General features: G+C 66.1%; 23 protein-coding genes. 8 read left to right on the top strand and 15 right to left on the bottom strand.

Going from position 1 to position 26,398, the window contains the following annotated elements:
• Window positions 1-118 precede the first annotated feature (118 nt).
• Window positions 119-1,354: a hypothetical protein gene (locus RVU70_RS08185; RefSeq protein WP_363350803.1), complete on the top strand. Its 1,236-nt coding sequence runs from the start codon at window positions 119-121 to the stop codon at window positions 1,352-1,354.
• Between the two features lie 55 nt (window positions 1,355-1,409).
• Here RVU70_RS08185 and RVU70_RS08190 read toward each other — a convergent pair whose 3' ends face one another.
• The 7 genes from RVU70_RS08190 to RVU70_RS08220 all read right to left on the bottom strand — a co-directional run bounded on the left by RVU70_RS08190 (window position 1,410) and on the right by RVU70_RS08220 (window position 9,019).
• Window positions 1,410-2,084, bottom strand: a complete 675-nt coding sequence (locus RVU70_RS08190; RefSeq protein ID WP_363350805.1) for a hypothetical protein — start codon at window positions 2,082-2,084, stop codon at window positions 1,410-1,412.
• 107 nt (window positions 2,085-2,191) lie between these two features.
• Window positions 2,192-2,464, bottom strand: a complete 273-nt coding sequence (locus tag RVU70_RS08195) for a hypothetical protein (RefSeq protein WP_363350807.1) — start codon at window positions 2,462-2,464, stop codon at window positions 2,192-2,194.
• 179 nt (window positions 2,465-2,643) lie between these two features.
• Window positions 2,644-3,702 carry an alkene reductase gene (locus tag RVU70_RS08200; RefSeq protein ID WP_363350809.1) on the bottom strand — a complete coding sequence of 353 codons (1,059 nt, stop codon included), beginning with the start codon at window positions 3,700-3,702 and terminating at the stop codon, window positions 2,644-2,646.
• 32 nt (window positions 3,703-3,734) lie between these two features.
• Window positions 3,735-4,631 (bottom strand): radical SAM protein, encoded by an 897-nt coding sequence (locus RVU70_RS08205; protein WP_363350811.1) that lies wholly within the window; start codon window positions 4,629-4,631, stop codon window positions 3,735-3,737.
• A gap of 78 nt (window positions 4,632-4,709) precedes the next feature.
• Window positions 4,710-5,996 (bottom strand): DUF763 domain-containing protein, encoded by a 1,287-nt coding sequence (locus RVU70_RS08210; RefSeq protein ID WP_363350813.1) that lies wholly within the window; start codon window positions 5,994-5,996, stop codon window positions 4,710-4,712.
• Window positions 5,997-6,072: 76 nt separating this feature from the next.
• The gene (locus RVU70_RS08215; RefSeq protein ID WP_363350815.1) at window positions 6,073-7,470 is read right to left on the bottom strand and encodes a VOC family protein; all 1,398 of its coding nucleotides are present in this window, start codon (window positions 7,468-7,470) and stop codon (window positions 6,073-6,075) included.
• A 1-nt stretch (window position 7,471) separates the two neighbouring features.
• Window positions 7,472-9,019, bottom strand: coding sequence for an aldehyde dehydrogenase family protein (locus RVU70_RS08220; protein WP_363350817.1), 1,548 nt, complete (start codon window positions 9,017-9,019; stop codon window positions 7,472-7,474).
• A gap of 105 nt (window positions 9,020-9,124) precedes the next feature.
• Between RVU70_RS08220 and rocD the strand changes: the two genes are divergently transcribed.
• Complete coding sequence (rocD, locus tag RVU70_RS08225) at window positions 9,125-10,363, top strand: ornithine--oxo-acid transaminase (RefSeq protein ID WP_363350819.1); 1,239 nt, start codon at window positions 9,125-9,127, stop codon at window positions 10,361-10,363.
• Here the strand turns inward: rocD and RVU70_RS08230 are convergent.
• Complete coding sequence (locus tag RVU70_RS08230; protein ID WP_363350821.1) at window positions 10,326-11,924, bottom strand: SagB/ThcOx family dehydrogenase; 1,599 nt, start codon at window positions 11,922-11,924, stop codon at window positions 10,326-10,328. The genes rocD and RVU70_RS08230 overlap by 38 nt on opposite strands.
• 125 nt (window positions 11,925-12,049) lie before the next feature.
• On the opposite strand from RVU70_RS08230, the gene RVU70_RS08235 reads away from it, so the two are divergent.
• On the top strand, window positions 12,050-12,388 hold the full coding sequence (locus tag RVU70_RS08235) for a hypothetical protein (protein ID WP_363350823.1): 339 nt from the start codon (window positions 12,050-12,052) through the stop codon (window positions 12,386-12,388).
• Between the two features lie 13 nt (window positions 12,389-12,401).
• On the opposite strand, the gene RVU70_RS08240 is transcribed toward RVU70_RS08235, so the two are convergent.
• From RVU70_RS08240 to RVU70_RS08255, 4 genes are all read right to left on the bottom strand, one after another.
• Window positions 12,402-13,043: a GDSL-type esterase/lipase family protein gene (locus RVU70_RS08240; protein ID WP_363350825.1), complete on the bottom strand. Its 642-nt coding sequence runs from the start codon at window positions 13,041-13,043 to the stop codon at window positions 12,402-12,404.
• A 77-nt stretch (window positions 13,044-13,120) separates the two neighbouring features.
• A complete protein-coding gene (locus RVU70_RS08245) occupies window positions 13,121-14,440 on the bottom strand; it encodes an SLC13 family permease (RefSeq protein ID WP_405044866.1) in 1,320 nt (439 codons plus the stop codon).
• Between the two features lie 417 nt (window positions 14,441-14,857).
• The gene (locus RVU70_RS08250) at window positions 14,858-15,391 is read right to left on the bottom strand and encodes a hypothetical protein (protein WP_363350827.1); all 534 of its coding nucleotides are present in this window, start codon (window positions 15,389-15,391) and stop codon (window positions 14,858-14,860) included.
• A gap of 124 nt (window positions 15,392-15,515) precedes the next feature.
• The gene (locus RVU70_RS08255; protein WP_363350829.1) at window positions 15,516-15,941 is read right to left on the bottom strand and encodes a hypothetical protein; all 426 of its coding nucleotides are present in this window, start codon (window positions 15,939-15,941) and stop codon (window positions 15,516-15,518) included.
• A 322-nt stretch (window positions 15,942-16,263) separates the two neighbouring features.
• On the opposite strand from RVU70_RS08255, the gene RVU70_RS08260 reads away from it, so the two are divergent.
• Entirely contained in the window at window positions 16,264-16,458 is a 195-nt protein-coding gene (locus tag RVU70_RS08260; RefSeq protein WP_363350831.1) for a hypothetical protein, read from the top strand.
• A gap of 40 nt (window positions 16,459-16,498) precedes the next feature.
• Window positions 16,499-16,882 carry a hypothetical protein gene (locus RVU70_RS08265; protein ID WP_363350833.1) on the top strand — a complete coding sequence of 128 codons (384 nt, stop codon included), beginning with the start codon at window positions 16,499-16,501 and terminating at the stop codon, window positions 16,880-16,882.
• A 34-nt stretch (window positions 16,883-16,916) separates the two neighbouring features.
• Here the strand turns inward: RVU70_RS08265 and RVU70_RS08270 are convergent, their stop codons facing one another.
• Entirely contained in the window at window positions 16,917-19,175 is a 2,259-nt protein-coding gene (locus tag RVU70_RS08270; RefSeq protein WP_363350835.1) for a PBP1A family penicillin-binding protein, read from the bottom strand.
• A 235-nt stretch (window positions 19,176-19,410) separates the two neighbouring features.
• Between RVU70_RS08270 and dnaN the strand changes: the two genes are divergently transcribed.
• Window positions 19,411-20,529: a DNA polymerase III subunit beta gene (gene dnaN, locus RVU70_RS08275; RefSeq protein WP_363350837.1), complete on the top strand. Its 1,119-nt coding sequence runs from the start codon at window positions 19,411-19,413 to the stop codon at window positions 20,527-20,529.
• Between the two features lie 9 nt (window positions 20,530-20,538).
• Here dnaN and RVU70_RS08280 read toward each other — a convergent pair whose 3' ends face one another.
• Entirely contained in the window at window positions 20,539-22,053 is a 1,515-nt protein-coding gene (locus tag RVU70_RS08280) for a rhomboid family intramembrane serine protease (RefSeq protein WP_363350839.1), read from the bottom strand.
• A gap of 157 nt (window positions 22,054-22,210) precedes the next feature.
• On the opposite strand from RVU70_RS08280, the gene RVU70_RS08285 reads away from it, so the two are divergent.
• Together RVU70_RS08285 and RVU70_RS08290 are read left to right on the top strand one after the other, a co-directional pair.
• Window positions 22,211-23,188, top strand: a complete 978-nt coding sequence (locus RVU70_RS08285) for an OmpA family protein (RefSeq protein ID WP_363350841.1) — start codon at window positions 22,211-22,213, stop codon at window positions 23,186-23,188.
• A 169-nt stretch (window positions 23,189-23,357) separates the two neighbouring features.
• The gene (locus RVU70_RS08290; protein ID WP_363351272.1) at window positions 23,358-25,790 is read left to right on the top strand and encodes a glycogen/starch/alpha-glucan phosphorylase; all 2,433 of its coding nucleotides are present in this window, start codon (window positions 23,358-23,360) and stop codon (window positions 25,788-25,790) included.
• A gap of 106 nt (window positions 25,791-25,896) precedes the next feature.
• Here the strand turns inward: RVU70_RS08290 and RVU70_RS08295 are convergent, their stop codons facing one another.
• Window positions 25,897-26,397, bottom strand: a complete 501-nt coding sequence (locus RVU70_RS08295) for a polymer-forming cytoskeletal protein (RefSeq protein WP_363350843.1) — start codon at window positions 26,395-26,397, stop codon at window positions 25,897-25,899.
• Window position 26,398: the final 1 nt, after the last annotated feature.

Raw genomic sequence — 26,398 nt, forward strand, 5'->3', positions numbered from 1 at the left:
TCGGGGCGTTGCTTGCAATCGCTCGCCACATCTGTAAATTCCGGCAAGGCTTTGGCCGCGCGCGCGGATTGCCGGTCTCTTTCCCTGGATTTTGTGCCCATCGATGAAAAACAGGCTTATGGCTGTTCTCGCCGTCCTTCTCTCGACGGCAGTTGGTCTCGCGCTCGCCGAGGCGGCTTTTCGCTACATCTTGCCGCCGGTCCCCGGCAGCGAGGGCTCCGTCGCCGAATATATTGCGACCGCGCAGCGAAATCCCGGGGCGCCGCGCCTGTTTCCAGCGGGCTACACAGCCGTTTTCGACATCAGAGGTCTGTACCCGGACGCCAATAAGGTCGATTTCAAGATCGGACCGAGCCGTTTCATCCCGCCAGATCCCGCCGAGGGCGCAAAGCATAAGGTGCTGTTCCTGGGAGGCAGCGTCACGGAAGGCATCTTTCTGTCGCCCGAGCAACGATGGCCGGCGCGCCTGAACGACGCCGGACAAATCGCGACCTATAACGCGTCCATGTCGCAGGCCGGGGTGCTGTCGCATTTTCCGACGGTGAGATATCTCGCCGAGCGCGGCGATCGGTTCGACCTCGTGGTCCTGGCGACAAATCACAATGACGCGAGCTGGTCGCGGCGCTTGGCGGAAATTGGTTTTCGATATGATCCGGCCCAGTTCCCTGCGGGCTCCGTTGAAATCTTCAAGCGGGAATTCGAACAGGCGCTCAGACCGGAGACGACCTCGTTGCGCACCGTGGCGTGGCTGCGTCATTTGATCCGCGTCGCAAGACTCAGCAATGCGTCGACAGCGCAGGACGCCGGCGCGTCGTCGCCGCATTCGATCGTCGTCGACGGACTGCGCCTCAGCCAGAACGGCACGCAGCTCCTCCCGCGCGTTCCCTTGAAAGACTGCGACGGCGCCGATGCGCCGGACCGGATTTCCGCCAGACTATACGAGGAATGGAAGGAAATTTTTCCGAAGTTCCGGCAGGAGGTCAAAGATCTCCTCGGCGCGGATTTGCTGGTTGTGAGCGAGCCGGGCGCATTCTCGGCGCCGAGCGAAAGCTTCTATGGAAGCGATCTGCGAGTCTTTCTGACGTGTAAGACCGCGGAAGGGGTTCGGGCCATCGATCTGAAGGATGCGGCCGCCTCCGAACGCGCGCGCGCCCGTCTCTATCTCGACGCAGCGCGTATGGCGGGCGCGGAAACCTTCGATCTCGCCTCGGCCATGGCTCCCGTCGCCGACGGGCCGCAGGGCGGTTCCTATTTCTTCGATTCCATCCATCCCACGCCGAAGGGCGCCGAAAAATTCGCCGAACTGCTGCGGCCAGTCCTCAAACAGGCTCTCGATCGCGCACAGCGCGACTGACGCGCAGGAGGCCGCCTTGTCGGGCGGCCTCCAAGACGACGTTGCCTGAGGCAGCCTACTTGCGCATAAAGCTGATGACCGTGGCGCTCAGCGTGCCGCCGGTCAATATGATCGTGGCGCCGAGAACCAGCAGGGCGGCGAGGTTGAGCGTCAAGTCATTCGGCGCGCCGGCGAGAGCGATGACGCCCAGGACAATCGCCGTCAGACCCGCGACCGCCTGCAGCCCAGCGGATCCGGAGGCCATTTCGCTGGCGATGATCTCGCCGCCGCCGTGGGTGGCGGCGCCCGGCTGCCGTCTCGACGCCCGGCGCATCGCATAGAGCCGCCAGACGGCGTTACTGCTCAGGAGCAGGGCCGTCCCGTAGGCGATCACGGCGACGGGCGTCAGCGTGCCGGACTGAATGCCGAGCAAGGCGAGGATACCCAGAACGATTCCCGCTGCGCCCACCAGGAATACCGTGACGAGGCTGTTGCCGCCGAAGGAGTCGGCGGAAGCCTCGTCCATCTCCGCCGGAAACGTCACCTGAGCGTATTCGGAAACCATCGCCCCGCCCTGAATGAGAAGCGCGACCCCGAAGACAATTGTCGCGACCGCGCTCAGAGGCCCGGGCGCAATGTTGACGAGCCCGCAAATCGCGAGGACAACGGTGGCCACGCCGCCAACCGCGTCGATGAGCCCGCCGTACGCCGCCGCATTTTCAGCCGTTATGGCATCTCTGGTGAGAGACATCGCGCATACTCCGCCTCACGCCCCGCGCCCTTAGCTAGCAAGTCGACTTCATGGGGCAAGCACGGCAAATTCGACGCGGCGCGCGCGATCTCCAGAGGCGCTCGAGGTCAGCGGCCGGTCATCCGGCCGCTCCAAGCGATCGTCGCGTTGGCCCAGGCCCAGCGTTCGAGTCCAATCCACTCCTCAGGGCCAGACTGGGGATTTCCCTCCCGCGCCTCTTCCTCGGCGGCGCGCTTGAGCAGCTCGGCCAGGGCCAGACGCAGAAGGAGCAACCCAATTTCGTCGGGAAGGGACTCATAGGTCACCGCTTCCAGGGAAAGACGCATTGACGCGCCCAGCTGCTGCATCGTCGCCAGCGTGGCCCGCGCTTCATCCTGCATTAATTCTTGTTGCTCTGCTCGGGTCCTCGACATCCGTCCCTCCCGTGCAACGCGCCTACACAGTCAACTTCCGAACGATCTAAGTAGTTCCCTCTAGGCAATCCTCCCAATCAGGCGACCCTTTAATTCCGCGCCGCGGGGAGAGTATGCGGTCCGCCGCGCACAAAGCCAGGGTGGTTTCAGTCGCCGCGGAGCGCGGGATAATCAACGTATCCTTCCGGTCCGTGCGTGTAGAAGCTTTCCGGTCGGGGCGCATTCAATGTGGCGCGGCGACGAAAACGGTCCGGAAGGTCCGGATTGGCGATGAATAACTTGCCGAAGGCGACGGCGTCCGCCTCGCCCGCCGCAACCGCCGCTTCCGCTGTCTCGAAGGTGAAGCCTTCGTTGGCGATATAGGGCCCGCCGAATTCTTTTTTCAAAAGAGGGCCGAGGGCGTCCGGGCCCTGATGCTCCCGTGCGCAGATGAAGGCGAGGCCGCGCCGGCCAAGTTCGCGCGCGACATAACTGAAGGTCGCCTTTGGATCGGAGTCGCCCATCGAGTGCGCGTCGCCGCGCGGCGCGAGATGCATGCCGACGCGACCCCGCCCCCACACCTCGATGACGGCGTCCGTCGCCTCCAGCATGAGCCGCGCGCGATTCTCGATCGATCCGCCATAGCGATCGGCGCGCTTGTTGGCGTTGTCCTGCAGGAACTGGTCGAGCAGATAGCCATTCGCGCCATGCAGTTCGACGCCGTCGAAACCCGCGCGCTTGGCGTTGGCCGCTCCGCGGCGATAGGCCTCGATCACGCCGGGAATTTCGTCGATGTTGAGCGACCGGGGCTCGGGGTAGGGCTGGAACGGGCGCAGCAGGCTCACATGACCCGCCGCGGCGATCGCGCTCGGCGCGACCGGCTTGGCGCCGTCGAGGTAGATCGGGTGAGAGATGCGCCCGACATGCCATAATTGCAGCATGATCAGGCCTCCCCCCGCGTGAACCGCCCGCGTGATCTCGCGCCAGCCCTCGACCTGCGCCTCCGACCAGACGCCGGGCGTAGAGGGATAGCCCACCCCCATTGGCGTGATGGAGGTCGCTTCCGAGAGAATGAGGCCGGCGGAGGCGCGCTGCGCATAGTACTCCCGCATGAGCGCATTGGGCGTGCGGCCTTCGCTGGCGCGGCAACGCGTCAACGGCGCCATGACGATGCGATTGGGCAATTCGAGATCGCCGAGCTTAACGGCATCGAAGAGCGTGGCCATGACGGCTCCGGAATCGAGTTAAGACAGCGGCGTTACAAGCCGCGCGCCCAGGCCGGCCGCAGCGGCGCGGCTTCCGGCGCGGCGATGGCGGCGTGCAGCTGTTGCAGGAGCCGCGCTTTGTCCGCGCCGAGCGTTCCTTTCAAGATCAGCCAGTTCGACGCATGGTCGCTGCGAAAGACGGTGCGCTTGAGCTCCAGCGCGGAAAGAAACAGCGCCATCTCCTGCATCAAGCCCAGGACGCTCAACGGCTCCCAGCCAGGAAAGTTCTCGCGAAAACGCGTCTCGCCCAGTGGAAAACTCACGACGAGGGTGGCGAGATACTCTGGTTGCGCAGCGTTCATCAGCGCCGCGGAATTCAACGCATGCTGACGCGAGAGCGTCACGCCGCCGAGGCCGTTCAGGATCATGACGGAGCGCTTGATTCCCGCTTCGCCCAGCTTGTCGAGGGCCTCGGCGGACGACGCGAAGGTCTCGCCCTTGTTCACGCGCGCCAGCACCTCGTCGTCGCCGGATTCCGCTCCGACATAGACGAGCGACAATCCCAGCGCCGCCAATTCTTGCAACTCGGCGACTGATTTCTTTCGCAGATTGCGCGGCAGACAATAACTCGAGACGCGCCGGACGCCGGGCAGCTCGCGGCGGATCGTTTCGAGCACATTCGCCAGGCGGCGCGTCGAGAGCGTCATGGCGTCGCCGTCCGCGAGAAACACGCGTTTGACGCCATCGCCGAAAGTCTCGCCGCAGCGCCGCAGGCTCTCGCGGATGTCTTCCTCGTCGCGCGGACGAAACCGCTTCTGCGGCGCCGTATACATTTCGCAGAAGGTGCATTTGTTCCAGGAGCAGCCGTCCGTCACAGGCACGATCAGCGACTCCGCTTCGCTCGGCGGCCGGTAAACGGGTTCGACATAGCGGATGGGGACGATGGTCATGCGCGCGCGGTTGCTCCTGCCGACAAGGGGCAAAGGTAACGCAATCGCGGCGGGGCCGAAAGCGCCGTCTGGCGTGGGTTATCGCTTGGCCATGGCGCCGCCTGTCCGCCTGTTTGTGGCGTCCCCCGCATCGCCGTCTGGCGCGGGCTCCCAGCCGAAGACGCTGCGGCCCGCGTAATCGTGCGAGCGGGTCCTCTCCTCGTCGATGAACTCTGGCAGAGAGGGACCGGCGGCGGTTCGCTCGAGGCGCCGCGCTTGCGCGTCGAGCCGGCGCAATGCCTCCAGCCTGTCGTCGTCGCCGAGCCTGGCGCGCGTGACCGCGCTTTTGAGCACGTCGATCGTCTTGTCGTAAACCGCGAGAGGGACGGGATAGGGATGCCGGTCCTTGCCGCCATGCGCGAGCGAGAAGCGGGCCGGATCGGCGAAGCGGCAGGGCGCGCCATGCACGACCTCGGCCACCATGGCGAGAGAGCGCACCGTGCGGGCGCCCACGCCCGGCACGAGCAGGAGATCGGCAAAATCTTTGGGGCCGCTGTCGGCCGCGGCGGCGAGCGCGCCATGCAGCCGGCGCAGCATGACGTCCTTGGGGCGGACGTCGTGATGGGCGGGCATGACCAGATGCGGCAGCAAGGGCTGCGCGGACGGCGGTTGCGTTTTTCCCTCGATCGCGGCCGCCTCGCGGGCGACGCCGTCGGGCCCGAGATCGCGCAGGAGATCGAGTTGGCGCAGCCTCGACGCTTCCGCGCGCCGGTCGGTGAGATTTAAGATATTGCCCTGGTTTTCGCCCTCGATCGCGGCGTGCGGCGCCTCGATGAAACTCTTCAAGCCCTCCGAAAGCCAGTGATAGCGGCGGGCGAGTCGGGCGTCGCCGTTCATTCCCTGCTGAACGACGACCCACTGGCCGTCATCCGCGACGATGAAGCCATGCAGATAAAGGTCGAAACCATCCTGCACGGCGGCGCTGTCCACCTTGGCGACGAGGCGGCTCGCCTGCGCCAGCGCCTCTCCATCGAAGCCGACGCGCGCGCCGATCGCCGCGAGCTCCAGCGGCGTCTGGCGGGAATGGCGGCCGCGGCCGCCGCAGACGTGAAGGCCGAGTTCCCCCGAGAGCGGCGCAAGACCGCGCTTCAACGCGCCGACGACGCTCGTCGTGATCCCGGACGAATGCCAGTCCATCCCCATGACGGCGCCGAAGGACTGGAACCAGAAGGGATGCGCGAGGCGGCGCAGGAATTCCTCGCGCCCGTAATGGTGCACGATGGCCTCGGCGATCACCGCGCCGAGCCGCGACATGCGCTGACCGAGCCAGGCCGGCACGCGACCAGTGTGAAGAGGCAGATCGGCGCTGCCGGACCGTCGAGCCACGAAGCCTCCGAGAGCCGGGGGTTGATGACCAAAAAATGCGCGACTCGCGCCTGCGGCGCAAGGCCAGCGCATCGCCTTACGTTTCGGTTGCGGGAGGGTCGATCTCGTCGACGCCGAGCGCTTGCAGCGCAGTCGCGCGCGATCGGCGCTCGGCTTCCTGGTAAAGCGCCTGCGCATCGACCACCGGGGCCCCGAGCGCCGCTTCGAAGCCTGCCCGATCGTCGTCTTCCACCGCCCGGCCCGGCTCCGTCTCCGCGAGATTCGAACGGAAGATCCCAGCTGCGCTGACCGGCAGGAAATCTTCGTAGAGAATGGGCTCCGCGCGCAGAAAACCCGAGGCGACGAGGTCCTCGAGCGAGCGCGGCGATGGCGCGTGGGTCGACGCTCTGTCTCCTCCGGCGGGGACGTAACTGAAATAAGCGAGCTTTTCGCGGCGCAGTCTGTCCATATCGTCGGGGAACGCCGCGAAGGCGCGATCGAGCGCATGTTGAAAGCCAACCGGGTCGCTGGCCGGGAGCGGGACGCGCGCATAGACGTCGCGCAGAAGACGATCGTACAAGGCGCGGCCGGATTGGGTGAGCGCGGCGCCGCGCTGTTCGATCTCGCCGAACCGCGCCATGTGCAGGCCGCTCGCCCCATCCGCAAAGGAAATCGGTTCGGCGAGCGCCTTGAAGCTTGTTTGCCGCAACAGGATGGGACAGCGCCGCCGCGGCGGTCCCTCGATGATCGGCTTCGGCGCCAGGTCCCGGGCGATCAGGGCGCCTTGGGCCGCGTCGATGTCGAGGGTCGTCAGGGTAAGATGGTTGATATGAGGACCCTTGAAGCAGACGATGTCGGCCAGAAGCGGATGCGCTGACTGAAGCCGCGCATAGGTTTCGGCGGATGTGGCGGCCGCGCCGCGCCAACGGAAGGTTTCGATGGCTTCCGAAACAAATTCATCCGCAAGCGTTTCGTCGAAGCCGTCGTCGCGATCGCGAATGTCGAGCAAGGCGCGACAGCGCGGCGTCAATATATCGCGCCGAGCCATGATTTTCGTCGCCTGCTCGCGCAAGTCCGCGTCGTTGATCAGGTCGAGCCGCAGAAGCGAGGTAAACACGCGAAACGGACTGCGTCGCAAAGCGTCGTCGTCGATCGGCCGGAACGCCGTCGAATGCACCGGAATGCCGGCGGTCGACAGATTGTAATAGCCCACGGGAAACATGCCCATGGCTGCAAAGAGGCGGCGCACGCTCGCGAGCTCTTGCGGGGTCCCGACGCGGATTGCGCCATGCCGTTCGAGATTGAGCCGGTCCGGCTCTCCGGCGTCGGCGCGTTCGCGGCCGAGTTCCGGATGCGCGCGACGCGTCTCGCTGTTAACGGCGGCGACGAGCTCGCTCATCTCGCGATAGCGCGGCATCTCGGCCTTGTACATCGTCGAGAGCGCCCGCGCGAATCTTGAGCGAAGGACGTCGGGCGAAGCTTGTGACGTTTTCATACTAGGTTCCGTTTTGCGGCACGTCGAAGGCGACGCCCTGCGCCAGCGGCAGCTCTTCCGAATAATTGATGGTGTTGGTGGCGCGCCGCATATAGGCCTTCCAACTGTCGGACCCCGCTTCGCGGCCGCCGCCACTGTCTTTTTCGCCGCCGAAGGCCCCGCCGATCTCCGCGCCGGAGGGGCCGATATTGACGTTGGCGATTCCGCAGTCGGAGCCTTCCGCCGACAGGAAGCGCTCCGCCTCCCGCATGTCGTTCGTGAAAATCGACGACGAAAGGCCGTGAGCGACCTCGTTTTGAAGCCGCATGGCTTCGTCGAAGTCCCGATATTTCATCACATATAGGATCGGCGCGAAGGTCTCCTGCTTTACAATAGCCGTTTGCTCGGGCATCGCGACCAGCGCCGGCCGCGCATAAAAGGCCGCGGGAAAGCGATCCGCCAGCGCGCGCTCGCCGCCGACAACGACGCCGCCAGCCATGCGCGCGTCATCCAGCGCGCGGCGCATGGCCCCATAGGCGTCTTCATCGATCAGCGGGCCGACGAGCGTCGCGTCTTCCCGCGGGTCGCCCACTGAGACCGCCGTAAAGGCGGCGCGCAGGCGCGCCATGAGGTCGTCGTAAACCGTCTCATGCACGAACAGGCGTCTGAGCGTCGTGCAGCGTTGTCCCGCCGTTCCCATAGCGGCGAAAGCAATCGCGCGCACGGCGAGATCGAGCGACGCCGAGGGACAGACGACGGCGGCGTTGTTGCCGCCGAGCTCGAAGATCGTGCGCGCAAAACGCTGCGCGAGACGCGGCGCGATCGCTCTGCCCATGGCCGTCGATCCGGTCGCGGAGACGAGCCTTACGCGCGGGTCCTCGACGAGCGCGCCGCCAACCTCACGGCCGCCCTGAACGACGATCGAAAGGCCGTCAGGCGCGGAGCCAAAACGCGCAACCGCGCGCTCGAACAGAGTTTCCGTCGCAAGGGCGGTCAGCGGCGTCTTTTCTGAGGGCTTCCAGACAAGCGAATTGCCGCAGACGAGCGCGATCGCGGCGTTCCAGGCCCAGACGGCGACAGGGAAGTTGAAGCTCGTGATGACGCCGGCGACGCCGAGCGGATGCCACGTCTCCATCATCCGGTGGCCTGGGCGCTCGGTGGCTAGCGTGAGACCGTAAAGCTGGCGAGAGAGGCCCACGGCGAAATCGCAGATGTCGATCATCTCCTGAACTTCGCCGAGGCCTTCCGAGCGGATCTTGCCCGCTTCGATCGTCACGAGCGCAGCCAGTTCGCTCTTCGCGCGCCGCAATTCTTCGCCAAAGAGACGGACGAGCTCGCCGCGCCGCGGCGCCGGGACGTTGCGCCAGACAAGGAAAGCCGCGTCGGCGCATGCGATGGCGGCCTTGGTGGAGGCGGCGCCGCCTGCGTCGACCCTGCCGATGGCCTCGCCGGTGATCGGCGACCGCGCCTCGAGCGCGCCGTCGAGACGCCGGTTCGGCGCAACGCCGAGCCTTGCGAGGATGTCTTGCGTATCGCGCGCGATGTCGCCGGCCAGCGTCTGCGCCGCCATCCAAGGTCTCCATAGCTGCCGCCGCTGGCGCCGCGGCGTCCCTTGCCTAACTATCTATGGCGCGCCTCTCGCTGGTGCAGATGGCGCCGCGAAACGCCTGAGAACATGGGCCCAAGCTTCAACAATCCGCACTGTGCGCAAAACTATGATCCGCTTCCTGTCGTGCTGACGCGCGGTCAAGGCGCCTATCTCTGGGACGTCGAGGGCCGGCGCTACATCGACATGATGAGCGCCTATTCCGCGGTCAGCCTCGGCCACGCGCATCCGCGCATCGTCGCAGCGCTTGCCGAACAGGCGGGCCGCCTCGCGGTTCCTTCCCGCGCCTATTTCAACGATCGGCTCGCCCCGTTTCTCGCGGAGCTCTGCAGGCTCACCGGCCTCGATGTGGCGCTGCCGATGAACAGCGGCGCCGAAGCGGTGGAGACGGCGATTAAAGCCGCGCGACGATGGGGGCATTGGGTCAAAGGCGCAGCCAATCCGGAAATCATCGTGGCGGAAGGAAATTTTCACGGCCGCACGACGACCATCATCAGCTTCTCATCCGAGCCGGACTATCGTGACGGTTTCGGGCCGTTCACGCCTGGCTTTCGCGCGGCGCGCTTCGGAGACCTGGCGGCGATGGAGGCCGCCGTCACGTCCGAGACGGTCGCCATTCTGGTCGAGCCCATTCAGGGCGAAGCCGGCATCATCGTGCCGCCGGCGGGATGGCTCGCCGGCTTGCGCCAGCTCTGCGACGAACGCGGAATCCTTCTCCTCGTCGACGAAATTCAGTCGGGCCTGGGCCGCACCGGCGCCTGGTTCGCTTACCAGCACGAAAATATCCGCCCGGACGGCGTCATGCTCGGGAAGGCGCTGGGCGGCGGCGTCTTGCCCGTTTCAGCCTTTGTCGCGCGCCGAGAGGTGATGGACGTGCTGACGCCTGGGTCTCATGGCTCGACCTTTGGCGGCAATCCGCTCGCCGCCGCCATTGGCCTGGAGACGCTGCAGGTGATCCGCGACGAGGGCCTCGTCGAGAAAAGCCGCGTCCTTGGAGAACATATGCTCGAGCGGTTGCGAAAGATACGCGCGCCCGCACTGCGCGCGGTGCGCGGACGCGGCTTGTGGGCGGGCGCCGAGATCGAGCCACGCTACGCAAGCGCGCGCGAGGCGTGCCTGCGCCTGCTCGAGAAGGGCGTGCTGTCGACGGCGACGCATCAAACCGTGGTCCGTCTCGCCCCGCCGCTCGTCATCTCGCGCGAGGATCTCGATTTCGCTCTGGATCGCCTCGAAGAAGTGGTGGCCGATCTCGCGGCGGTCCCCAGCCGAGCTAACGCCGTCGCTCGCGCGGATAGGGAGGAAGCGTGAGGATGCGCGCATCCTCCACGGCTCCGCCGACCGTAAAGTGATAAACGTCCTGGAACTGCATATCGCCGGCCGCGAGGCCGAGGAGGGCGTGGACCTCGTCGTCGAAGAAGCACCCGATTCCCGTGCCGGCGAGTCCAGCGGCCGTCGCCCAGAGATAGAGAACCTGGCCGATGAGGCCGGCCTCCCAGTGCAGGCGCCGATAGGCGAAGGGCCCCTCGTCGGCGAGCGTGCGCTCGAAATCGGCGATCATCGCGACGGCGAAACAGCCCTTGCCGGCGATCGGCTGCAGGCAGGCGGCGCGCGTGGCTTCCCGCTCCTGCGGCCCGTCCTTCAGACGAAACAGCCGGACGCCGGAAAGCTCGACAGGCGACCAGTCGAAGTCGGCGGAGAAAGCCGCGCGAAGGCGGGTCGCGCAGGTCTCGTCCCGCTCGAGGAGATAGAGGCCCGGCGCGAGTCCGGCGACGCGATGCACATAGAGAACGAGAGAGAGGCGCGGCTCGAACGGGAAGGCGCTCATTATCGGCTCGGCGCCCGGCAGAGTCGCCGCAAGCATGCGCTGGAAGGCGTCGAGCGAGAGGGTCGCGACGCCGTCCATGCGCTGCACGCTGCGGCGACGGCGCACGACGTCCGCGATGGGCGGCCCGTCCGGCTGCGGGGCCGGGCTTGGCGCGACGGCGGGCGTCCGAGCGGTCGCGTCCTTGTGACAAAACCGCATCGCGAGATCGACGACGGGCCAGGCGTCGTGATCCTCGCTCAGGCGATTGGCTGACCCGCAAAAACGCCTCTCGGCCGCCGCGAGCCGCGCAAGATCGAGCGCTGGCGGCGGACCGCCGTCCACGGCGACCCAGAGCAGCGTATCGGGATGTTCTTCCTCGCGCCGGTGGAAGGCGTCCGGTCGATCGAGCCCGATCAGCGCGGCGATCTCCGTATCGGCGGGCGACGCCAGAACATGCGCGCGCCAGCCGAGCGCGGCGCCGGCCTGCGCCGCCGCGCCAATCGCATGGCCGGCGTCGAGCTGGCAGTAGCGAAAGGCGCGCTCGCCATATTTCCAGGCCTCGCGCCACGGAATCTGGGTCAGCGCGACAAGAAAGCCGCCAGAAGGAAGCAGGCGCGCCGCTGCGTAGAGGGCGCGTTCTTCGAGGGCGTGCTCGAGCGGCGCGTAATGATAGAGCGCGGCGGCGTCGCCGACGCCTTCGACTGCGTCGAGCAACGCATAGGCTTCAGTTGGATGGAGATTGCCGGAAGAGGGGTTGTTGCGCACCGCCCATGTCGACCCCTCGACGCTCTTCCAGGCGCTGAGGCCAAAGGCCAGTTCGAAGAAAAGACCCAGAGAATTGCGGTCGATTGGCCGCGCCTCCTCCGCAGGGCCGGGAAAAACGGCCTGCGCCTCTGCGCTCAGCGGCAAGTCGATGAGCCCTGCGCCGGCGAAGCGGCGATAGGGCGACGGCTGCGACGTCCAGTCGAGGAAGGCGGGACCCAGCGCATAACGATGCGGCGCATGCTTGGTGCGCTGATGATAGCCGCGGATGTCAGACGGAAACCGGTCTGCGCTGTCGTTCATGATCGGCGGCGCCGGGCACAAAAATTGTTAGGCATTGCTTTTTCTCATGCGGTGAGGGGCCCCAAAGCCCATTCAAGAACGGCGCCCTTCGCAACGGCCAGCGAAAGCCACGAGGAATCAAATAGATGTCGTCTCCAGACCGAGCTGCGGCCTTCACCTTGTCAAGCGAGAGACATGTCGCCTTTGGCGCCTTGATAACATTGCGCCTGGCCGGCCAGCCCGAGCGCCGCTTCACGCGGCAGGAGGCGGCGATTGTCGCGCGCGGCCTGCAGGCGCTGGCGACCGGGGCAAGTCGGGAGCCGCAGATTTATATGAGCCCGATTGCGAGCGATTATGATCTGGAGGCGCGCCTGATCGGCGACAATCTCGCCGTGACGCTCGAGGGCGCCCCTTCCGCTGTTCTTGCTTTGCCCGAAGCGTTTGCGTTGATCGCCGAATTGAAGCGGGCGGCGGGAATTGAATGAACTTTCGGCCGGGTTAGATTCGCGCGCGCGAAAGCGCATCGCGGATCGCGGCGAGCCATATGCGGTCCGCGGCGCCGGTAAAATGCAGCCCGTCTTCCGTCATGTCCGGTCGGCGCACGCCATCGACCGACACTGACGCGTTCAGGTCCACGGTGCAATATCCGAACTGGCGACACAGTCGCGACAACAGCTCATTGGCTTTGACGATATGCGCTGTCCTGGCCGGATCGCTGGTGAAGGGCATGAGGGTCACGATCACCGTCCTCCCCTCGATCCGACGCGAAAGCGCAAGGAAATCCGCTTCGATCTGGCGCGCCTCCGCTTGGTCGAACAAGAGATCGTTGAGACCGCCGTTCACCAGGAGGAAGTCCGCCGCAATGTCGCGGGAGCGGTAGATTTGCCCGGCGATTTCCTTCAGCGTCGCGCCTCCCATCGCCAGGTTGAGAACGGCGAAAGGATGCGCGGCCAGTCTCCTCCAGGGGCAGGACGCCGCGAGGCTGTCGCCGACGACGATGAGTCTTGGAGAAAACAGGCCGCCGACGCGACGCGCCAAAGAAAATTGAATGGCTTTGCGAACGGCGCCGTCCGAGAGAAAAAAGACCCCGAGGCAGAGCGACGCCGCTGCGACTGCGCCGACCACGAAACAGAACGTCAAGAATCGGCCTCCAACAACCAACCCCGCTTGCGGCGAGAGACGCAAGCGATCCGCCCCAGAAGAGTCTCACACAAGCCTTACAGCCACCAGACGCCGAAACAAATCGTCGCGAGCGTCAATGGGGCGCCAAGCTTGAAATGAGGCCAGAAACCGAGGTCGACGCCGCCCGCTTTCGCCTTCTGCGCGACGATCAGATTGGCGACCGAACCGACGAGGGTGAAATTGCCGGCGAGCGTGGACGCCATGGCGACGACGAGCCAAGACTTTTGCGGGTCGGCTGCGCTCGAGACGAAGGGCTTCAGCACCAGAACCGCCGGAACATTGCTGACGACGTTGGACAAGCCGGCGGTGATGAGCGAGAGGGTCGCGGGCGCGTCGAGATCGAGGCCCCCAACGGCGGCGACGAAGTCCGGCGTGATCACCGCCTTCTCGAGACCCGCCACAACCACGAAGAGTCCGACGAACATGAGCAGCAAGGGCCAGTCGATCTCCCGATAGACCTTTTCGGACTTTACCTTGCGCGTCAGCAGCAGGAACGCGCCGCCGACGATCGCGACCTTGGCGACGGGTTGTCCCGCGAAAAACAGGACCATCATGACCGCCGTGACGGCGACAGACTTGAGCATCAAAGCGGAGCGATAGCGCGTCTGCGGCGGCGTGATTTCAGGCAGCCTTTCTCGCGTGAGGAATTCATGGCGATAGACGAGCGCAATGAGCAGGATTGTCGAGAGCAGCCCAAAAAGGGCGACGGGCCAAAGAGCGCCCGCAAAGGCGCGATAGGGGATGCGTGAAAAGGCGCCGATCATCATATTCTGCGGGTTGCCGGTGATCGTCGCCGCGCCGCCGATGTTTGAAGCCAGCGGAATCGCCATCAGATAGGGGACGGGATCGCGCTGGAGACGCCTCACGAGATCGAGAACGAGCGGCGTCAGGACGAGGCAGACTGCGTCATTGACAAGGAAGGCGGAGAACAGGCCAGAGACCATCACAATTGCGATCAGCACCAGCAGGGGGCGCGTCGCGCGCGCCACGACAAAATCGCTCGTCACCCGGAAGAAACCGGAGAGGCGAAGGTTCGCGACCACGATCATCATGCCGAGAAGGAGCGTGATCGTATCCAGGTCGATGGCGCGGTAGGCGTCGTCGAGGGAAAGGACGCCGAGCCCGACCATCAGGCTCGCCCCGAGCAGCGCCGCCCCGGCCCGATCGAGCTGGAAGCCCGGCAACTTTCCGATCGCGATGACGAAATAGGTTCCGGCGAAGACCAGGATGGCGAGAAGCGCCGTCCCGTTGCGCCGGTTCAGCGTAAATCCCGGGCCAAAAAGCACGTCCAGGGCTGCGCCCGCGGCGAACAGCGCCAGACCAGCAAGCGACGCCCCCGCGGCCGCCAAAACCACGGCGATTAAAGCTGTGCCGACGCCGTCCTTGGCCGCTTCGCCGCCGTTCGCTCCTCTTCGCCCGCGACGCCTGCGGGGCGCTCAAATCTCGTGTCCATTGCACGCTCCGGAGGTCGATCGCGTCTTGCCCATTGCGGCGAAGCCAAGAAGCGGATTCGCCGACGCGTTGAGCCCACGGCGTTATAACGCGCCGGTCGACGCATCAAGCGCGCACTTTGGGCGACGAGGGGCCGCGCGCCCGGGGGGTAGCGGACGCCGCCGCATGAGGGCGGATCACAATAACGGGATAGGACCCAGCAATTCGTCAAAACGATTTTTTTAAAAATAAAGGGACGCCGTCGGTCGTGAAGACGACGAATGCAGGAAGGCCGCGGTGAGAACCGGGCCTTCCCCTGTCGCCGATGGCTGTCTACGGCGTCAGTTTGGATTTGCGGAGAAGACCGGCACGTCGCATTTCCAAAGCGTCGCGCTTTGGAAGAAAGTCCCCGAGCCTCCTGGCGGCGTCGGGTTTGTTATCACGGTGCCGCGGCATGTTCCTGTGATGCCGGAGTTGGGGTCCTTGCCAACCGGGCCGAACTTGAAGCGGCAATAGCCGGACTCGAAATACGCCTTCAAGCTTTCTCTCAACCCGACGGCGTTATGGTAAACATAATGATAAATCACCCCGTTCCCTTGTTGATCCACGCAAAGCGTGCCGGTCAGCGCGCCGCCGAGACCGGGAGATGGGGGATTCGGCGGTGGCGGACTGATCGCTTCGACGCCATTGAGCGGCGCGCAATTGTTCAACTCAGCCGGGTCTGGCGGGCAACAATTGAGCTGGATTTTGGGCGATTTGAAAACGGCGTAGCCGCCGCCGCCGCCAAGTTGCACGCAGATGTCCGACGCAAGCGCGGTCGACGCTCCGACAAGGAATCCAACCCAAACGACTGCAACGAATGATTTGTGTCTCATGGCTAAGCCCTCATAAACATTTTTACGAACAGCCACCCTCGACAGGGCGTGAGCTAGCGCCCGTGCGGGCGCTATCAAGCCTCTCAAAAAAAACAACGATTACGCTTTTGACGGCCCGCGATCGTCAGCGAAACTTTGCTGGCGGCTGCGGATTATTGGCGGGGTTCGTATCGTGCCGGGATAGGCCCGTGATCACGCCCTGCTCGAGAAGCGGACGCAACGCCGCTTCGAGCGCGTCCGCGACGGGTTTGTCATAGACTTCGGCGCCGCCGACCAGAACGGCGAAAGAGCAGGCGTGCTTCGCTCTCTTGATTGGGTCTTCGATCGTCGCTTTCGTCCATTTGTAAAGCGGATACTGCTCGACGCCGTTGCGTTCCGCTTCGGAAACATAGCCGGCAAAGGCGTCGTATTGGCTCCGCGCCATCGCATTCTGTAGTGCGAGGACGTCGGCGATCGGCTTGAAGGCCGGACCGTCGGTGCGGCTTCGAGCCGCTTCCGCCTGTTCCTCGCTCAGCCTGAAGCGGATCTGATATTGCCAGTTCTCAGTCATGCGACTCTCCGCAGCAGTTTGGCGCCGGCGATCCAAGCTGAACCGCCTGGCCTCGTGAATCATTACTAGGTCGCGACGATGAGAAGGCGAGCGTGTGAGCTGCTTGGACGGTCCCTGCAGCCATGGTTGGTTCGGCGGTCTTGACGCATCCGACGCGCCGCCAATTTCACTTCATAGCGCTGGAGAAAGTTGTGGCGACAAGATGGAACCGTATCGCGTCAGGGAAATCAGCATAGCGCAGAGGGGCGACGCTCCGTCCGAGACGAAAATTTTGCGCGAGTATGAGCGACCCTCGGCTGACAAGGCAGAGGTCATTGAACAGGTGAGACGTTTCTTCGAGATTGAATTGAGCAGCCCCAAGGCGCTTCAGACAGTTGACTTCGACGCTATCGTCGTCGTCGACCCGCGTGGCGCTGAAATCGCGCGCTTCAGCGTCGCCGACTTCTGGATGCGCGAATGGAAAGACGTCGCCGAGGGCGTCGGCGATCGCGGCCGCGCGGTCGGGAGCGCCGCCTAAACCTTCGGCTCAGCGAGACTTACCACAAGGCGACAGGAAAATGTCTAACCCGATAAGCGAAATCGAGCCGGAAGAGACGCCGCCGCGCATCGCGATCGTCGCGCCGGCGGCGGCGGAGCCGGAGCCGGAGCCGGAGTGCGAGCGCAGCGCCGCCGAGCGGCTCAATCAGACGCTGACGCAGGCGTTTGACGGCGTCGTTCAGTCGGGCCCGAGCGACCAATTGCGCGGCTATGCGAATGAAGCGGTAGGGCGGACGAAGCTTGCGGTCGGGCTCGCGCTCCGCTCCCCTGAGCTTGCCCTTGCCGGACTGGCGCAAGGCGCGCTCGGCGCCGTGCAACGCTATGTGGGGGAGGCGAAGATGGCGGCTGAAACGGAGGGCTCCGCACAAGTTCCCCCCGAGGAGCAAGAGCGCGCGGCGCCCTGAGGGAAGCCCGCGTCCCAGCGCGGGCGCCGATGCTCTAGCCGCCGCCAAACAGCTCCTCGAAGATGTTTCGCTGAGCGGCGGGCCGTCGTCCGCGGGGCGCTGGCGGGGGGGCGCCGGCGTCGGGAATGTCCTCCGGCGGCAGCAGTTCGTCGACGCTGCGCGGCGCCGCGCGGGTAGCGCGCGCGGCCTCCGGCGCAATGGGGATGGTCGCAGTGGCGTCGTCTGGCGCGCGTCGGCCGGCCGATGGCTCGGGCGGCGGAAGCGGCGCCGATTGCCGCGGGCGTGGCGGCGGCGCCGGGGCCGGCGCGCCCCCGCCGCCGGTGAACATCCCGATGAGCTCGTCGAGCGGCCGCGCCACGACGTCGTCGAGCGAACCGTCGGAGCGCCAATTGCCCGCGGGCAGGCCGGCGACCTGCAGCCCACGATGGGCGATGCCCATGTAGCGGCTCCAGATTTCGACAGGAAGATTGCCGCCCGAGGCCTTTTTCGTGGGCGAACTGTCGTCATTGCCGAGCCACACGCCGGTGACGAGCCGGCTCGTGTAGCCGATGAACCAGGCGTCGCGAAAATCCTGGCTGGTGCCGGTCTTGCCCGCCGCCTGCCAGCCGGGCAGCTCCGCCTTGCGCGCCGTGCCGGTGAGCAGGGTCTCCTGCATCATGACGTTCATCATCGCCACATCGTCGGCGTCGACGACTCGGGACGGCGCGGGCGTCTTGCGCTGATAGAGGGTCTTGCCGACGGCTGTTTTCACGCGCGCGATGATATAGGGCTGCACGCCGAAGCCGCCGTTGGCGAAGGGCGCGTAGGCTGCGACGAGTTCGAGCGGCGTCACCTCCGACGTGCCGAGCGCGAGCGAGGCGTTGGTTTGAAGCTCTGATTGCACGCCGAGCCGGCGCGCCGTCTTCACCACCGTCTTCGGGCCGACCTCCATGCCGACGCGCACCGCGACCGTATTGAGCGACAGCGCCAGCGCCTTGGTGAGCGTGACCGGGCCGAAATATTCGTGGCTGTAATTTTCGGGCGTCCAGCCTTTGATATTGAGCGGGGCGTCCTCGCGCACCGTATCGGGCGTGAGGCCATGCTCCAGGCCGGCGAGATAGACGAACGGCTTGAAGGCGGAGCCCGGCTGGCGCCTGGCGGAAACGGCGCGATTGAACTGGCTCTCCGAATAGTCGCGCCCGCCAACCAATGCGCGGATCGCGCCCGTTGGATCGAGCGAGACGACGGCGCCCTGCGACACGTTGAACTTCGCGCCCTTCTTGTCGAGCTCTTCCTTCAGCGCGCCTTCGGCGACGGTCTGAAGCCGCGGATCGATGGTGGTGGTGACGACAATGTCCTGGTCGATCGCGCCGACGGTGTCGTCGAGCATGTCCATGACATAATCGGCGGCGTAGTTGATCGAGCCGGCCCCGATGGTCTTCTGCACCTGCGCGGGATTGGCGAGCGCCGCCTTTGCCGCGCTGTCGTTGATGAACCCTTCCTGCGCCATGGCGGTCACGACCTGCGCCGCGCGCTCCGTCGCGCCGTCCGGATTGCGGTCGGGCGCGAGCTTGCTCGGGGCTTTCATCAGCCCCGCGAGGACGGCGGCCTCCGAAAGCGTCGCAGTCTTGGCGCCATGGCCAAAATAACGCTGGCAGGCGGCCTCCACGCCATAGGCGCCGGAGCCGAAATAGACCCGGTTGAGATACAGTTCGAGGATCTGGTCCTTCGAATATTTGTGCTCCAGCCAGACGGCGAGGATCGCCTCCTGAATCTTGCGGGAGATCGTGCGCTCCTGCGTCAGAAACAGATTTTTGGCGAGCTGCTGGGTCAAGGTCGAGCCGCCCTGCATGCCGCCGCGGCCGGCGACATTGCGCACCAGCGCGCGGGCGACGCCCTGCGGATCGACGCCCCAATGCGAATAGAAGCGGCGGTCCTCGATCGCGACGAAAGCTTTGGGCAGATAAGGCGGCAGTTCGGAGATCCTGACCGTCGCCCCGCCGGTGTCGCCGCGATTGGCGAGAAGCTCCCCGTCGGCTCCCAGGATGGCAATATTGGGCGGCCGTTTGGGGACCGAGAGCTGATCGATGGGCGGGAGTTGCGAACCGTAATAGACCGCGAGCGCCCCGCCGCCGATCGCGCCCCAGACGGAGAGGGTCAGGCTCCAGTAGATCAGGGCGCCGATGAGCGAGCCCGAGCGGCGCCGTTTCGGACGTTCTGACTTGCGCGCGCGAGGCCTCGGCTCCGCCCGAAGCTCGTCGTCTTCGGCCTCGTCGTCGAACCTGGGTTCCCGGCGTCTGCCGTTACGCGCCATGTTGCACCCGCCCCGAGGCTCCGCCGCAGCCTCCCCAAGTAGTCGATTCACCCTAAGAAAGGCCGTTTAAGGGCAGGTTAAGCGATGGCTTCCGGCGCCCAAGCCCGGAACGCCGCCTGGGAGGGCGGATTTTCTCCACAATCCCCGCGGGGTCGGCACTTGCGCTTCAACGCCCGGCTTGCCAAAGTCTGCGCCCCCGGCGCGCGGCGCCCGATGAAATGCTGGTATTCCTGCGATGAAGGTCACGATCGAGAGAGCGGCGCTGTTGCGGGCGCTCGGCCATGTTCACAGGGTGGTGGAGCGCCGCACGACCATTCCGATTCTGGCCAATGTCCTGATCGCGGCCCGCGACGGCGCGCTCACCCTCAAGGCGACCGATCTCGACCTCGAGATCACCGAAAAGGCGCCCGCCGAGGTGGGACAGCCGGGCGCGACGACGCTGCCCGCGCATACGCTCTACGACATCGTGCGCAAGCTTCCAGAAGGCGCGCAGGTGTCGCTCGACGAAAGCGGCGAGACCGGCCAGCTCACCCTGCGCTCCGGCCGCTCCCGCTTCAATCTGTCGACGTTGCCGGAGAGCGATTTCCCGGACGTCACCTCGGGGGAGTTCAGCCATCGCTTCACGCTCGCGCCGGCGGACCTCAAGCGCTTGATCGAGAAGACTCAGTTCGCCATCTCGAGCGAGGAGACGCGCTATTACCTCAACGGCATTTATTTCCACGCCATGGAGGTCGAGGGCCGGCTGATGCTGCGCGCGGTCGCGACCGACGGCCATCGGCTCGCCCGTCTCGAACTGCCGGCGCCGGAGGGTTGCGCGGGCATGCCGGGCGTGATCTTGCCGCGCAAGGCGGTGCAGGAAGTGCTGCGCCTCATCGAGGACGCGCAGGCCGACGTCCTGATCGAACTCTCGACGAACAAGATGCGCTTTTCCTTCGGCGACGCGCTGCTGACGACGAAGCTCATCGACGGCACCTTCCCCGATTACGCCCGCGTCATACCGACCGGCAACGACAAGCGCCTCACCGTCGAGCGCGACGTTTTCGCCAAGGCCGTGGACCGCGTCTCGACCATTTCCTCAGAGCGCGGCCGTGCGGTGAAGCTCGCTTTGACCGAAGGCAAGCTCGTGCTCTCGGTCACCAATCCCGACCAGGGATCGGCCGTCGAGGAGATCGAGGCGGACTACGACGGCGCGCCGCTCGACGTCGGCTTCAACGCCCGCTATCTGCTCGACATTACCCAGCAGCTCGACAGCGACACGGCGCTCTTCAAGCTCGCCGACCCCGGCTCGCCGACGCTGATCCAGGACCGCGACGGCGCCAACGCGCTCTATGTGCTGATGCCGATGCGGGTGTAGCGCCAGCCCCTATCGGCGCTTCGGTTCGACGATGATCCCGACCAGCAGCCCGAAGCCGAAGCCGGAGAGATGCGCGGCGAGGCTCGACATCGGCAGGATGAAATCGGCGGCGATCTGCACCAGCATGGCGAGGCCGAGCGCCGTGGCGCGGAAGGCGTCGAGACTGGCGCGATGGCGCAGCCAGTCCTTCATTCTCAACGCGCCGACGACGCCGAAAAGACCGAAGATCGCGCCCGAGGCCCCGACATAGAGCCCATAGCCGGCGCCCATGATCATCACAGCCAGCACGACGACCGATGAAATCAGCGCCGCGCCCAGATAGGCCGCGAGCAGGCGCCAGCCGCCGATTTCATCTTCGAGTTCGCGCCCGATGAGGGCCAGCATGACCATGTTGAGGGCAAAATGCAGCGGGCCGTAATGCAGCAGCGTCGCGGTGATGAGACGCCAGCTTTCGCCATGCAGGGCCAGCGGCGCCCAGAGCGCGCCGAGCCTAATCAGCGTCTGCAAATCCTGCGACCCGCCGAACGCCGTTTCAGCCGCGAACATGGCTGAATTGACGACGAGGAGCGTCAAAGTGACCGGCGGCAGCCGCCAGCCCCGCGTCGCCCGCGCGCATTCCAGATCGACGCGCGCGGCGACGCCCTCGACGATCTCCTGCGCGCGCGGCGAGAGCGGCGCGGGCTCTCCCCAGGGCGCCGCGAGCTGGCGGCGCGCGGCGATCGCCGCCGGCGTCTCCTTGAGGCTGATGGCGAGCCGCTCGAAGGTCGCCCGCGCCGGCGCTTCTTCCCCGGCGCGCTTCTGCGCCACGGCGATCCAATAAGCGGCGGAGTCCGGGTCGAGGCGCAAAAGATGCGCGACGAGCGCGTCGACCTCGCGCGGGCGCCCGCCGAAGGCGAGGACGAAGAGCCAGGAAAAGGCGATCTGCTCCAAGGGGGTCGAGTCCGCCGAGCGCGCGTAATCGCGCATGAGCTCCTCGATGCGGCCGGTTTCGCCGAGCGCGCGGAACCGATAGGCGGAAAGCTGGCGGGCGTTTTCGGGATTTTGCGAGAGGGCCAACGCCTTCGCCCAGTCGCCGCGCTCGGCGAGAAGCCGCGTCTCGATGGCGGCCGCCTGTTCGGGCGGCGCCTCGGCGGCGAGGGCGGCGAAGGCGCGCGCCTTTTCGCGCGGGTCGTCGATGGCGGCGGCGCGGGCGTAGGCGGCGGAAAGGCGCATCGCCCTGGTGGGATGAAACAGGGCGGCGAGATCGGCGCAGCGCGCGGCCTGTTCGAGCCGTCCGGCGCGGGTGTGGCGCGACTGCAGCGCGGCGAGCGTCATCGGCGCGGCGACGAGCGGGAAGAACGCCAGGGAAACGAGTTTGCCCGCCTCCTGCGGAAAAAACCACAGGGCGAAGGCGCCGATGAAAAGCACCAGGGCGTTGACGAACGCGAAGCTGTGCGGCCCGCCCCGGCGCTGCAAAAGGTCGAGGAGGAGGGACAGGGCCGAAAGCGCCATCAGATTGACGGCGAGGATGGTCTGAAAATCCATTGCGATACCGGGCGGGAAAAGACGTCCGGGAGGATGCGCGCCCGCGAGCGCGAAAGTCAACGCGGTCGGATTCACGCGCGCACGGTTGGGCTTGCGATCCCTGTTTGGGCGCCGCATTGTCGCGACTGCGCGGCTTTTTTCCGCGACAAAGGCCGCCATGCTGGATTTTCTCGCTCACCTATGGCCCTGGCTCGTCGCCTGTCTCGCGATCGGCGCGGCGGCGGCCACGTTCCTCCACGGCGGGACGCTTCGCTCCCGGCCGGCGCGCTGGCTCTCCTGGTTCGGCGCGGCCTCTGTCGCGGGCGTGACGGCGGTCGCCGTCGGCGCCGTCGAGGGCGTGGTTTCGACGGCGATCGAAATCGCGCTCGCCTGTTTCGCCGCCTTCCTGCTCGGGGCCGCGCTCGCGGCGCTGAAGCGCGGAACGCTCGACGATCACGAACGCTGGGCCGTGGGCTTGCTTCCCGTCGCGCTAGTGTGGTGGGGCGCCGTCGAAATCGGCGCGCCGGCCTATGAAGCTTATGTGCAAAAGCGTATCGCCGCCCTCGCGCAAGGCGCAGGGGTCGATCCGGCAGGCTTTGGCGTCTCTGGCCGGGACGTCACCGCGCCCAGCGCCGCCGCCGACAAGCCGGCGCTCATGGCCGAGATCGCCGCGACGCCGGGCGTGCGGCGGGTGATCGTCGCGCAAACCGCTGCGCCCGCCGCGCCCGAGACGACGCCGGATCGGACGGCGACTATCGCGCCGCCGCCGCCCGACAGCGACCCCGAGCCCACCCCCGCCGCTCTGCACGCCGGTGAACTCGACGCGACGGCGTGCCAGCGCGCCCTCGACGAGACCGCGGCGTCGGAGCCCGTCGCTTTCCGCCCGGCGCGCACGACCATCGACCGCCGCGCGGCGCTCGCGCTCGACAAGGCGGTGGAGGTGATCCGCCGCTGTCCGCAGGCGACGATCGAAGTCAGGGGCCATGCCGACGCGGGCGCGTCGAACGAGGGGCTGGCGCGCCGCCGCGCGCTCGCGGCCGAGCGTTATCTGCGCCGCGAGGGCGTGGCCGGCCGCCGGCTTGTGGCGGTCGGCTGCTGCGCCGGCGCGCAGGAGCCCCGCCGCGGCTCGGGCGCCGTCGACTATATTTTGCGCTGACCGCTCTTCTTCTGACCAATTCGGCGCCGCCGCGCCGCGCCTTGGTTTACCTGGCCGATCCCCTTGTTTAAGCTTGGATTGCCTAAAGGCCCGCGCCTCATAAAGTCGCGCCCGCCCCCACGGAATTGCCTCCCTCGGTAAGAAAGAGATCCCGTTGAACGTCGTCGCGATGAATCAGCATTCCCACGCCGAGACCGTCGCCGCCCTGAAGAGCGAAGTGCAGCGCCGCCTCACCTATACGGTCGGCAAGGACAATGAGGCGGCGAGCCCGCGCGACTGGTTCGTGGCGACGGCGCTCGCGACGCGCGATCGTCTCGTCGAATCCTGGCTCGCCTCGACCAAGCGCAATTACCGGGAGGATCGACGCCGGGTCTATTACCTTTCGCTTGAGTTTCTGGTCGGCCGGCTGCTCGTCGACACGCTCACCAATCTCGGCCTCACCGGCGCCATGCGCGACGCGCTCTCCGAACTCGGCGTCGATCTCGATCGGCTGCGCGAGGTGGAGCCGGACGCGGCCCTCGGCAATGGCGGCCTCGGCCGGCTCGCCGCCTGTTTCATGGACAGCATGGCGACGCTGGAAATCGCCGCCATGGGCTATGGCATCCGATACGATCACGGGCTTTTCCGCCAGACCATCAAGGACGGCTGGCAGCACGAATATCCGGAAGACTGGCTCTCCTTCGGCAACGCCTGGCAGTTTCCCCGCCCGGAGATCACCTATGATATCGGCTTCGGCGGCCATGTCGAAAGCACGCGGCTTTCGGACAATCTGCTCGCGCATGTCTGGCGCCCGGCCGAGACGATCGTCGCCGTCGCCTATGACACGCCGGTCGTCGGCTGGCGTGGCCGCCACGTCAACACGCTGCGCCTCTGGTCGGCCCGCGCGCCCGACCCCTTGCGTCTCGACGCCTTCAATCAGGGCGACCATGTCGGCGCGCTGTCAGAGCAGGTGCGCGCCGAGGCGATCTCCAAGGTGCTCTATCCGAGCGACTCGACCCCCGCCGGCCAGGAACTGCGGCTGCGGCAGGAATATTTCTTCGCTTCCGCCTCGTTGCAGGACCTCGTCCGCCGGCACTTGAAGCAGACGGGCGACATCCGGAAGCTCGCCGACAAGGTCGCCATCCAGCTCAACGACACCCATCCGGCGATCGGCGTCGCCGAGCTGATGCGGCTGCTCGTCGACGTCTATGGCCTCGAGTGGAGCGAGGCCTGGCGCATCACCCAGGCGACCTTCTCCTACACCAATCACACGCTGTTGCCCGAAGCGTTGGAGACCTGGCCGGTGTGGCTGATGGAGAAGCTGCTCCCGCGCCACATGCAGATCATCTACCTCATCAACGCCATGCATCTCGACGGGTTGCGCGCCGAGGGCGTGAGCGATGCGGGCGTGCTGTCCTCGGTCTCGCTCATCGACGAGCACAATGGCCGTCATGTGCGCATGGGGCATCTGGCATTTCTCGGCTCGCACAAGGTCAATGGCGTCTCCGCCTTGCACAGCGAGCTCGTCAAAGAGACGGTGTTCAAGGAATTCCACCGTCTCTATCCCGACCGCGTCGTCAACAAGACGAATGGCGTCACCTTCCGGCGCTGGCTGCTGGAGGCCAATCCGCCGCTCTCGCGCCTGCTCGCCGAGACGATCGGGCCGGCGGTCTTCGACGACCCCACGAAACTTTCAGGCCTTGAAGCCTTCGCCGGCGATCCCGCGTTTCAGGAGCGCTTCGCGGCGGCGAAGCGCGAGAACAAGGAGCGGCTCGCGTCGACGATCTTGGACCGCGTCGGCGTGCGGGTCGATCCGCAGGCGCTCTTCGACGTGCAGATCAAGCGCATCCACGAATATAAGCGACAACTGCTCAATGTGCTGGATGCGGCGGCGCTCTATCTCGACATCGCCGCGCAGCCGAACCGAGATTTCGTGCCTCGCGTGAAAATTTTCGCGGGCAAGGCGGCGGCGAGCTATCATCAGGCGAAGCTCATCATCAAGCTCGCGAACGACGTGGCGCAGATCGTCAACGCCGATCCGGCGGCGCGCGGACTTCTCAAGATCGTCTTCCTGCCCAATTACAATGTGAGCCTCGCCGAAAAGATCATTCCCGCGGCCGATCTCTCGGAGCAGATTTCGACCGCCGGCATGGAGGCGTCAGGCACAGGCAATATGAAATTCGCGTTGAACGGCGCGTTGACGATCGGCACGCTCGACGGCGCCAATGTCGAAATCAGGGAGCGCGTCGGCGACGAAAACATCTTCATTTTCGGGCTCACCGCGCATGAGGTCGAGGCGAGCCGCGCGCGGGGCATCGACGCGCGCGAGGCCATCGCCGCAAGCCCGCGCCTCGCCGGGGCGCTCAACGCCGTCGCCAGCGGACTGTTCTCGCCGGATGACAAGCATCGCTACGCGCAGCTCGTCGACACGCTCACCTATTACGATCACTTTTTGGTGACGAAGGATTTCGACGCCTATTGCGCCGCGCAGCGGCAGGTCGACGCGCGCTGGCGCGATGAGAAGGCGTGGCGGCGCGCGGCGATTCTCAATACGGCGCGGGTCGCCTGGTTCTCGTCCGACCGCACCATCCGCGAATATGCGCAGGAGATCTGGAAGGTTTGACCGCCATCATCGCAGGAGAGAAGCGCGCAAGCGCCAGAGCCTCATTTGCTCCCCGATTGCTTCGCTCCACTCGCAATGACGTCGTCAAATCCATGAACCCTTCCAGTCACCCCACCGAACGGCGGGGGACGCGCAGGTTCAACTTGGTCAGCCGCCGCGCGCCGAGCGGCGCCGCAATGGCGGCGACAGCGTCGCGCTCATCGTGCTCCTCCTCGATCATGGGCGGCTCGATGCGACGCGGCGCCGGGACCTCGCGCGGCTTGGCGCCAGTGGTTTCGGCCACATTCGCCGAGCCGTTCAACACGGCGCCGCGCGCAACCTCGATGGCGCCGCAATCCCAGCTGCCCTCGACGCGGCCCGTGGCGCGCACGCTCATCAACTGCTTGGCGGTGATCTCCGCGCTCACCTGACCGGAAATCTCGGCGCTCGACACGATGATTTTGCCCTTCACCACGCCCGTGGGACCGACGATGAGGTGGTTACAGAAAATCTCGCCGTCGAAGGCGCCGTCGACGACGATAATGTCATCCGCCCGAAGCTCGCCGGTGAGCTGCGCGCCCTGTCCAATGTAGACGGAATTCTCCTGGTCAGGCCTGAACGTCGCCATG

The organism is Methylocystis echinoides, assembly GCF_040687965.1.
GTDB lineage: Bacteria > Pseudomonadota > Alphaproteobacteria > Rhizobiales > Beijerinckiaceae > Methylocystis > Methylocystis echinoides_A.

Excerpts from the sequence above, each read along its gene's own strand:
- RVU70_RS08185 (WP_363350803.1), top strand. The coding sequence starts at position 119 with ATGGCTGTTCTCGCCGTCCTTCTCTCGACGGCAGTTGGTCTCGCGCTC.
- RVU70_RS08190 (WP_363350805.1), bottom strand. The coding sequence starts at position 2,084 with ATGTCTCTCACCAGAGATGCCATAACGGCTGAAAATGCGGCGGCGTAC.
- RVU70_RS08195 (WP_363350807.1), bottom strand. The coding sequence starts at position 2,464 with ATGCAGGATGAAGCGCGGGCCACGCTGGCGACGATGCAGCAGCTGGGC.
- RVU70_RS08200 (WP_363350809.1), bottom strand. The coding sequence starts at position 3,702 with ATGGCCACGCTCTTCGATGCCGTTAAGCTCGGCGATCTCGAATTGCCC.
- RVU70_RS08205 (WP_363350811.1), bottom strand. The coding sequence starts at position 4,631 with ATGACCATCGTCCCCATCCGCTATGTCGAACCCGTTTACCGGCCGCCG.
- RVU70_RS08215 (WP_363350815.1), bottom strand. The coding sequence starts at position 7,470 with ATGAAAACGTCACAAGCTTCGCCCGACGTCCTTCGCTCAAGATTCGCG.
- RVU70_RS08220 (WP_363350817.1), bottom strand. The coding sequence starts at position 9,019 with ATGGCGGCGCAGACGCTGGCCGGCGACATCGCGCGCGATACGCAAGAC.
- rocD (WP_363350819.1), top strand. The coding sequence starts at position 9,125 with ATGGGCCCAAGCTTCAACAATCCGCACTGTGCGCAAAACTATGATCCG.
- RVU70_RS08230 (WP_363350821.1), bottom strand. The coding sequence starts at position 11,924 with ATGAACGACAGCGCAGACCGGTTTCCGTCTGACATCCGCGGCTATCAT.
- RVU70_RS08235 (WP_363350823.1), top strand. The coding sequence starts at position 12,050 with ATGTCGTCTCCAGACCGAGCTGCGGCCTTCACCTTGTCAAGCGAGAGA.
- RVU70_RS08250 (WP_363350827.1), bottom strand. The coding sequence starts at position 15,391 with ATGAGACACAAATCATTCGTTGCAGTCGTTTGGGTTGGATTCCTTGTC.
- RVU70_RS08255 (WP_363350829.1), bottom strand. The coding sequence starts at position 15,941 with ATGACTGAGAACTGGCAATATCAGATCCGCTTCAGGCTGAGCGAGGAA.
- RVU70_RS08265 (WP_363350833.1), top strand. The coding sequence starts at position 16,499 with ATGTCTAACCCGATAAGCGAAATCGAGCCGGAAGAGACGCCGCCGCGC.
- RVU70_RS08270 (WP_363350835.1), bottom strand. The coding sequence starts at position 19,175 with ATGGCGCGTAACGGCAGACGCCGGGAACCCAGGTTCGACGACGAGGCC.
- dnaN (WP_363350837.1), top strand. The coding sequence starts at position 19,411 with ATGAAGGTCACGATCGAGAGAGCGGCGCTGTTGCGGGCGCTCGGCCAT.
- RVU70_RS08280 (WP_363350839.1), bottom strand. The coding sequence starts at position 22,053 with ATGGATTTTCAGACCATCCTCGCCGTCAATCTGATGGCGCTTTCGGCC.
- RVU70_RS08285 (WP_363350841.1), top strand. The coding sequence starts at position 22,211 with ATGCTGGATTTTCTCGCTCACCTATGGCCCTGGCTCGTCGCCTGTCTC.
- RVU70_RS08290 (WP_363351272.1), top strand. The coding sequence starts at position 23,358 with ATGAATCAGCATTCCCACGCCGAGACCGTCGCCGCCCTGAAGAGCGAA.
- RVU70_RS08295 (WP_363350843.1), bottom strand. The coding sequence starts at position 26,397 with ATGGCGACGTTCAGGCCTGACCAGGAGAATTCCGTCTACATTGGACAG.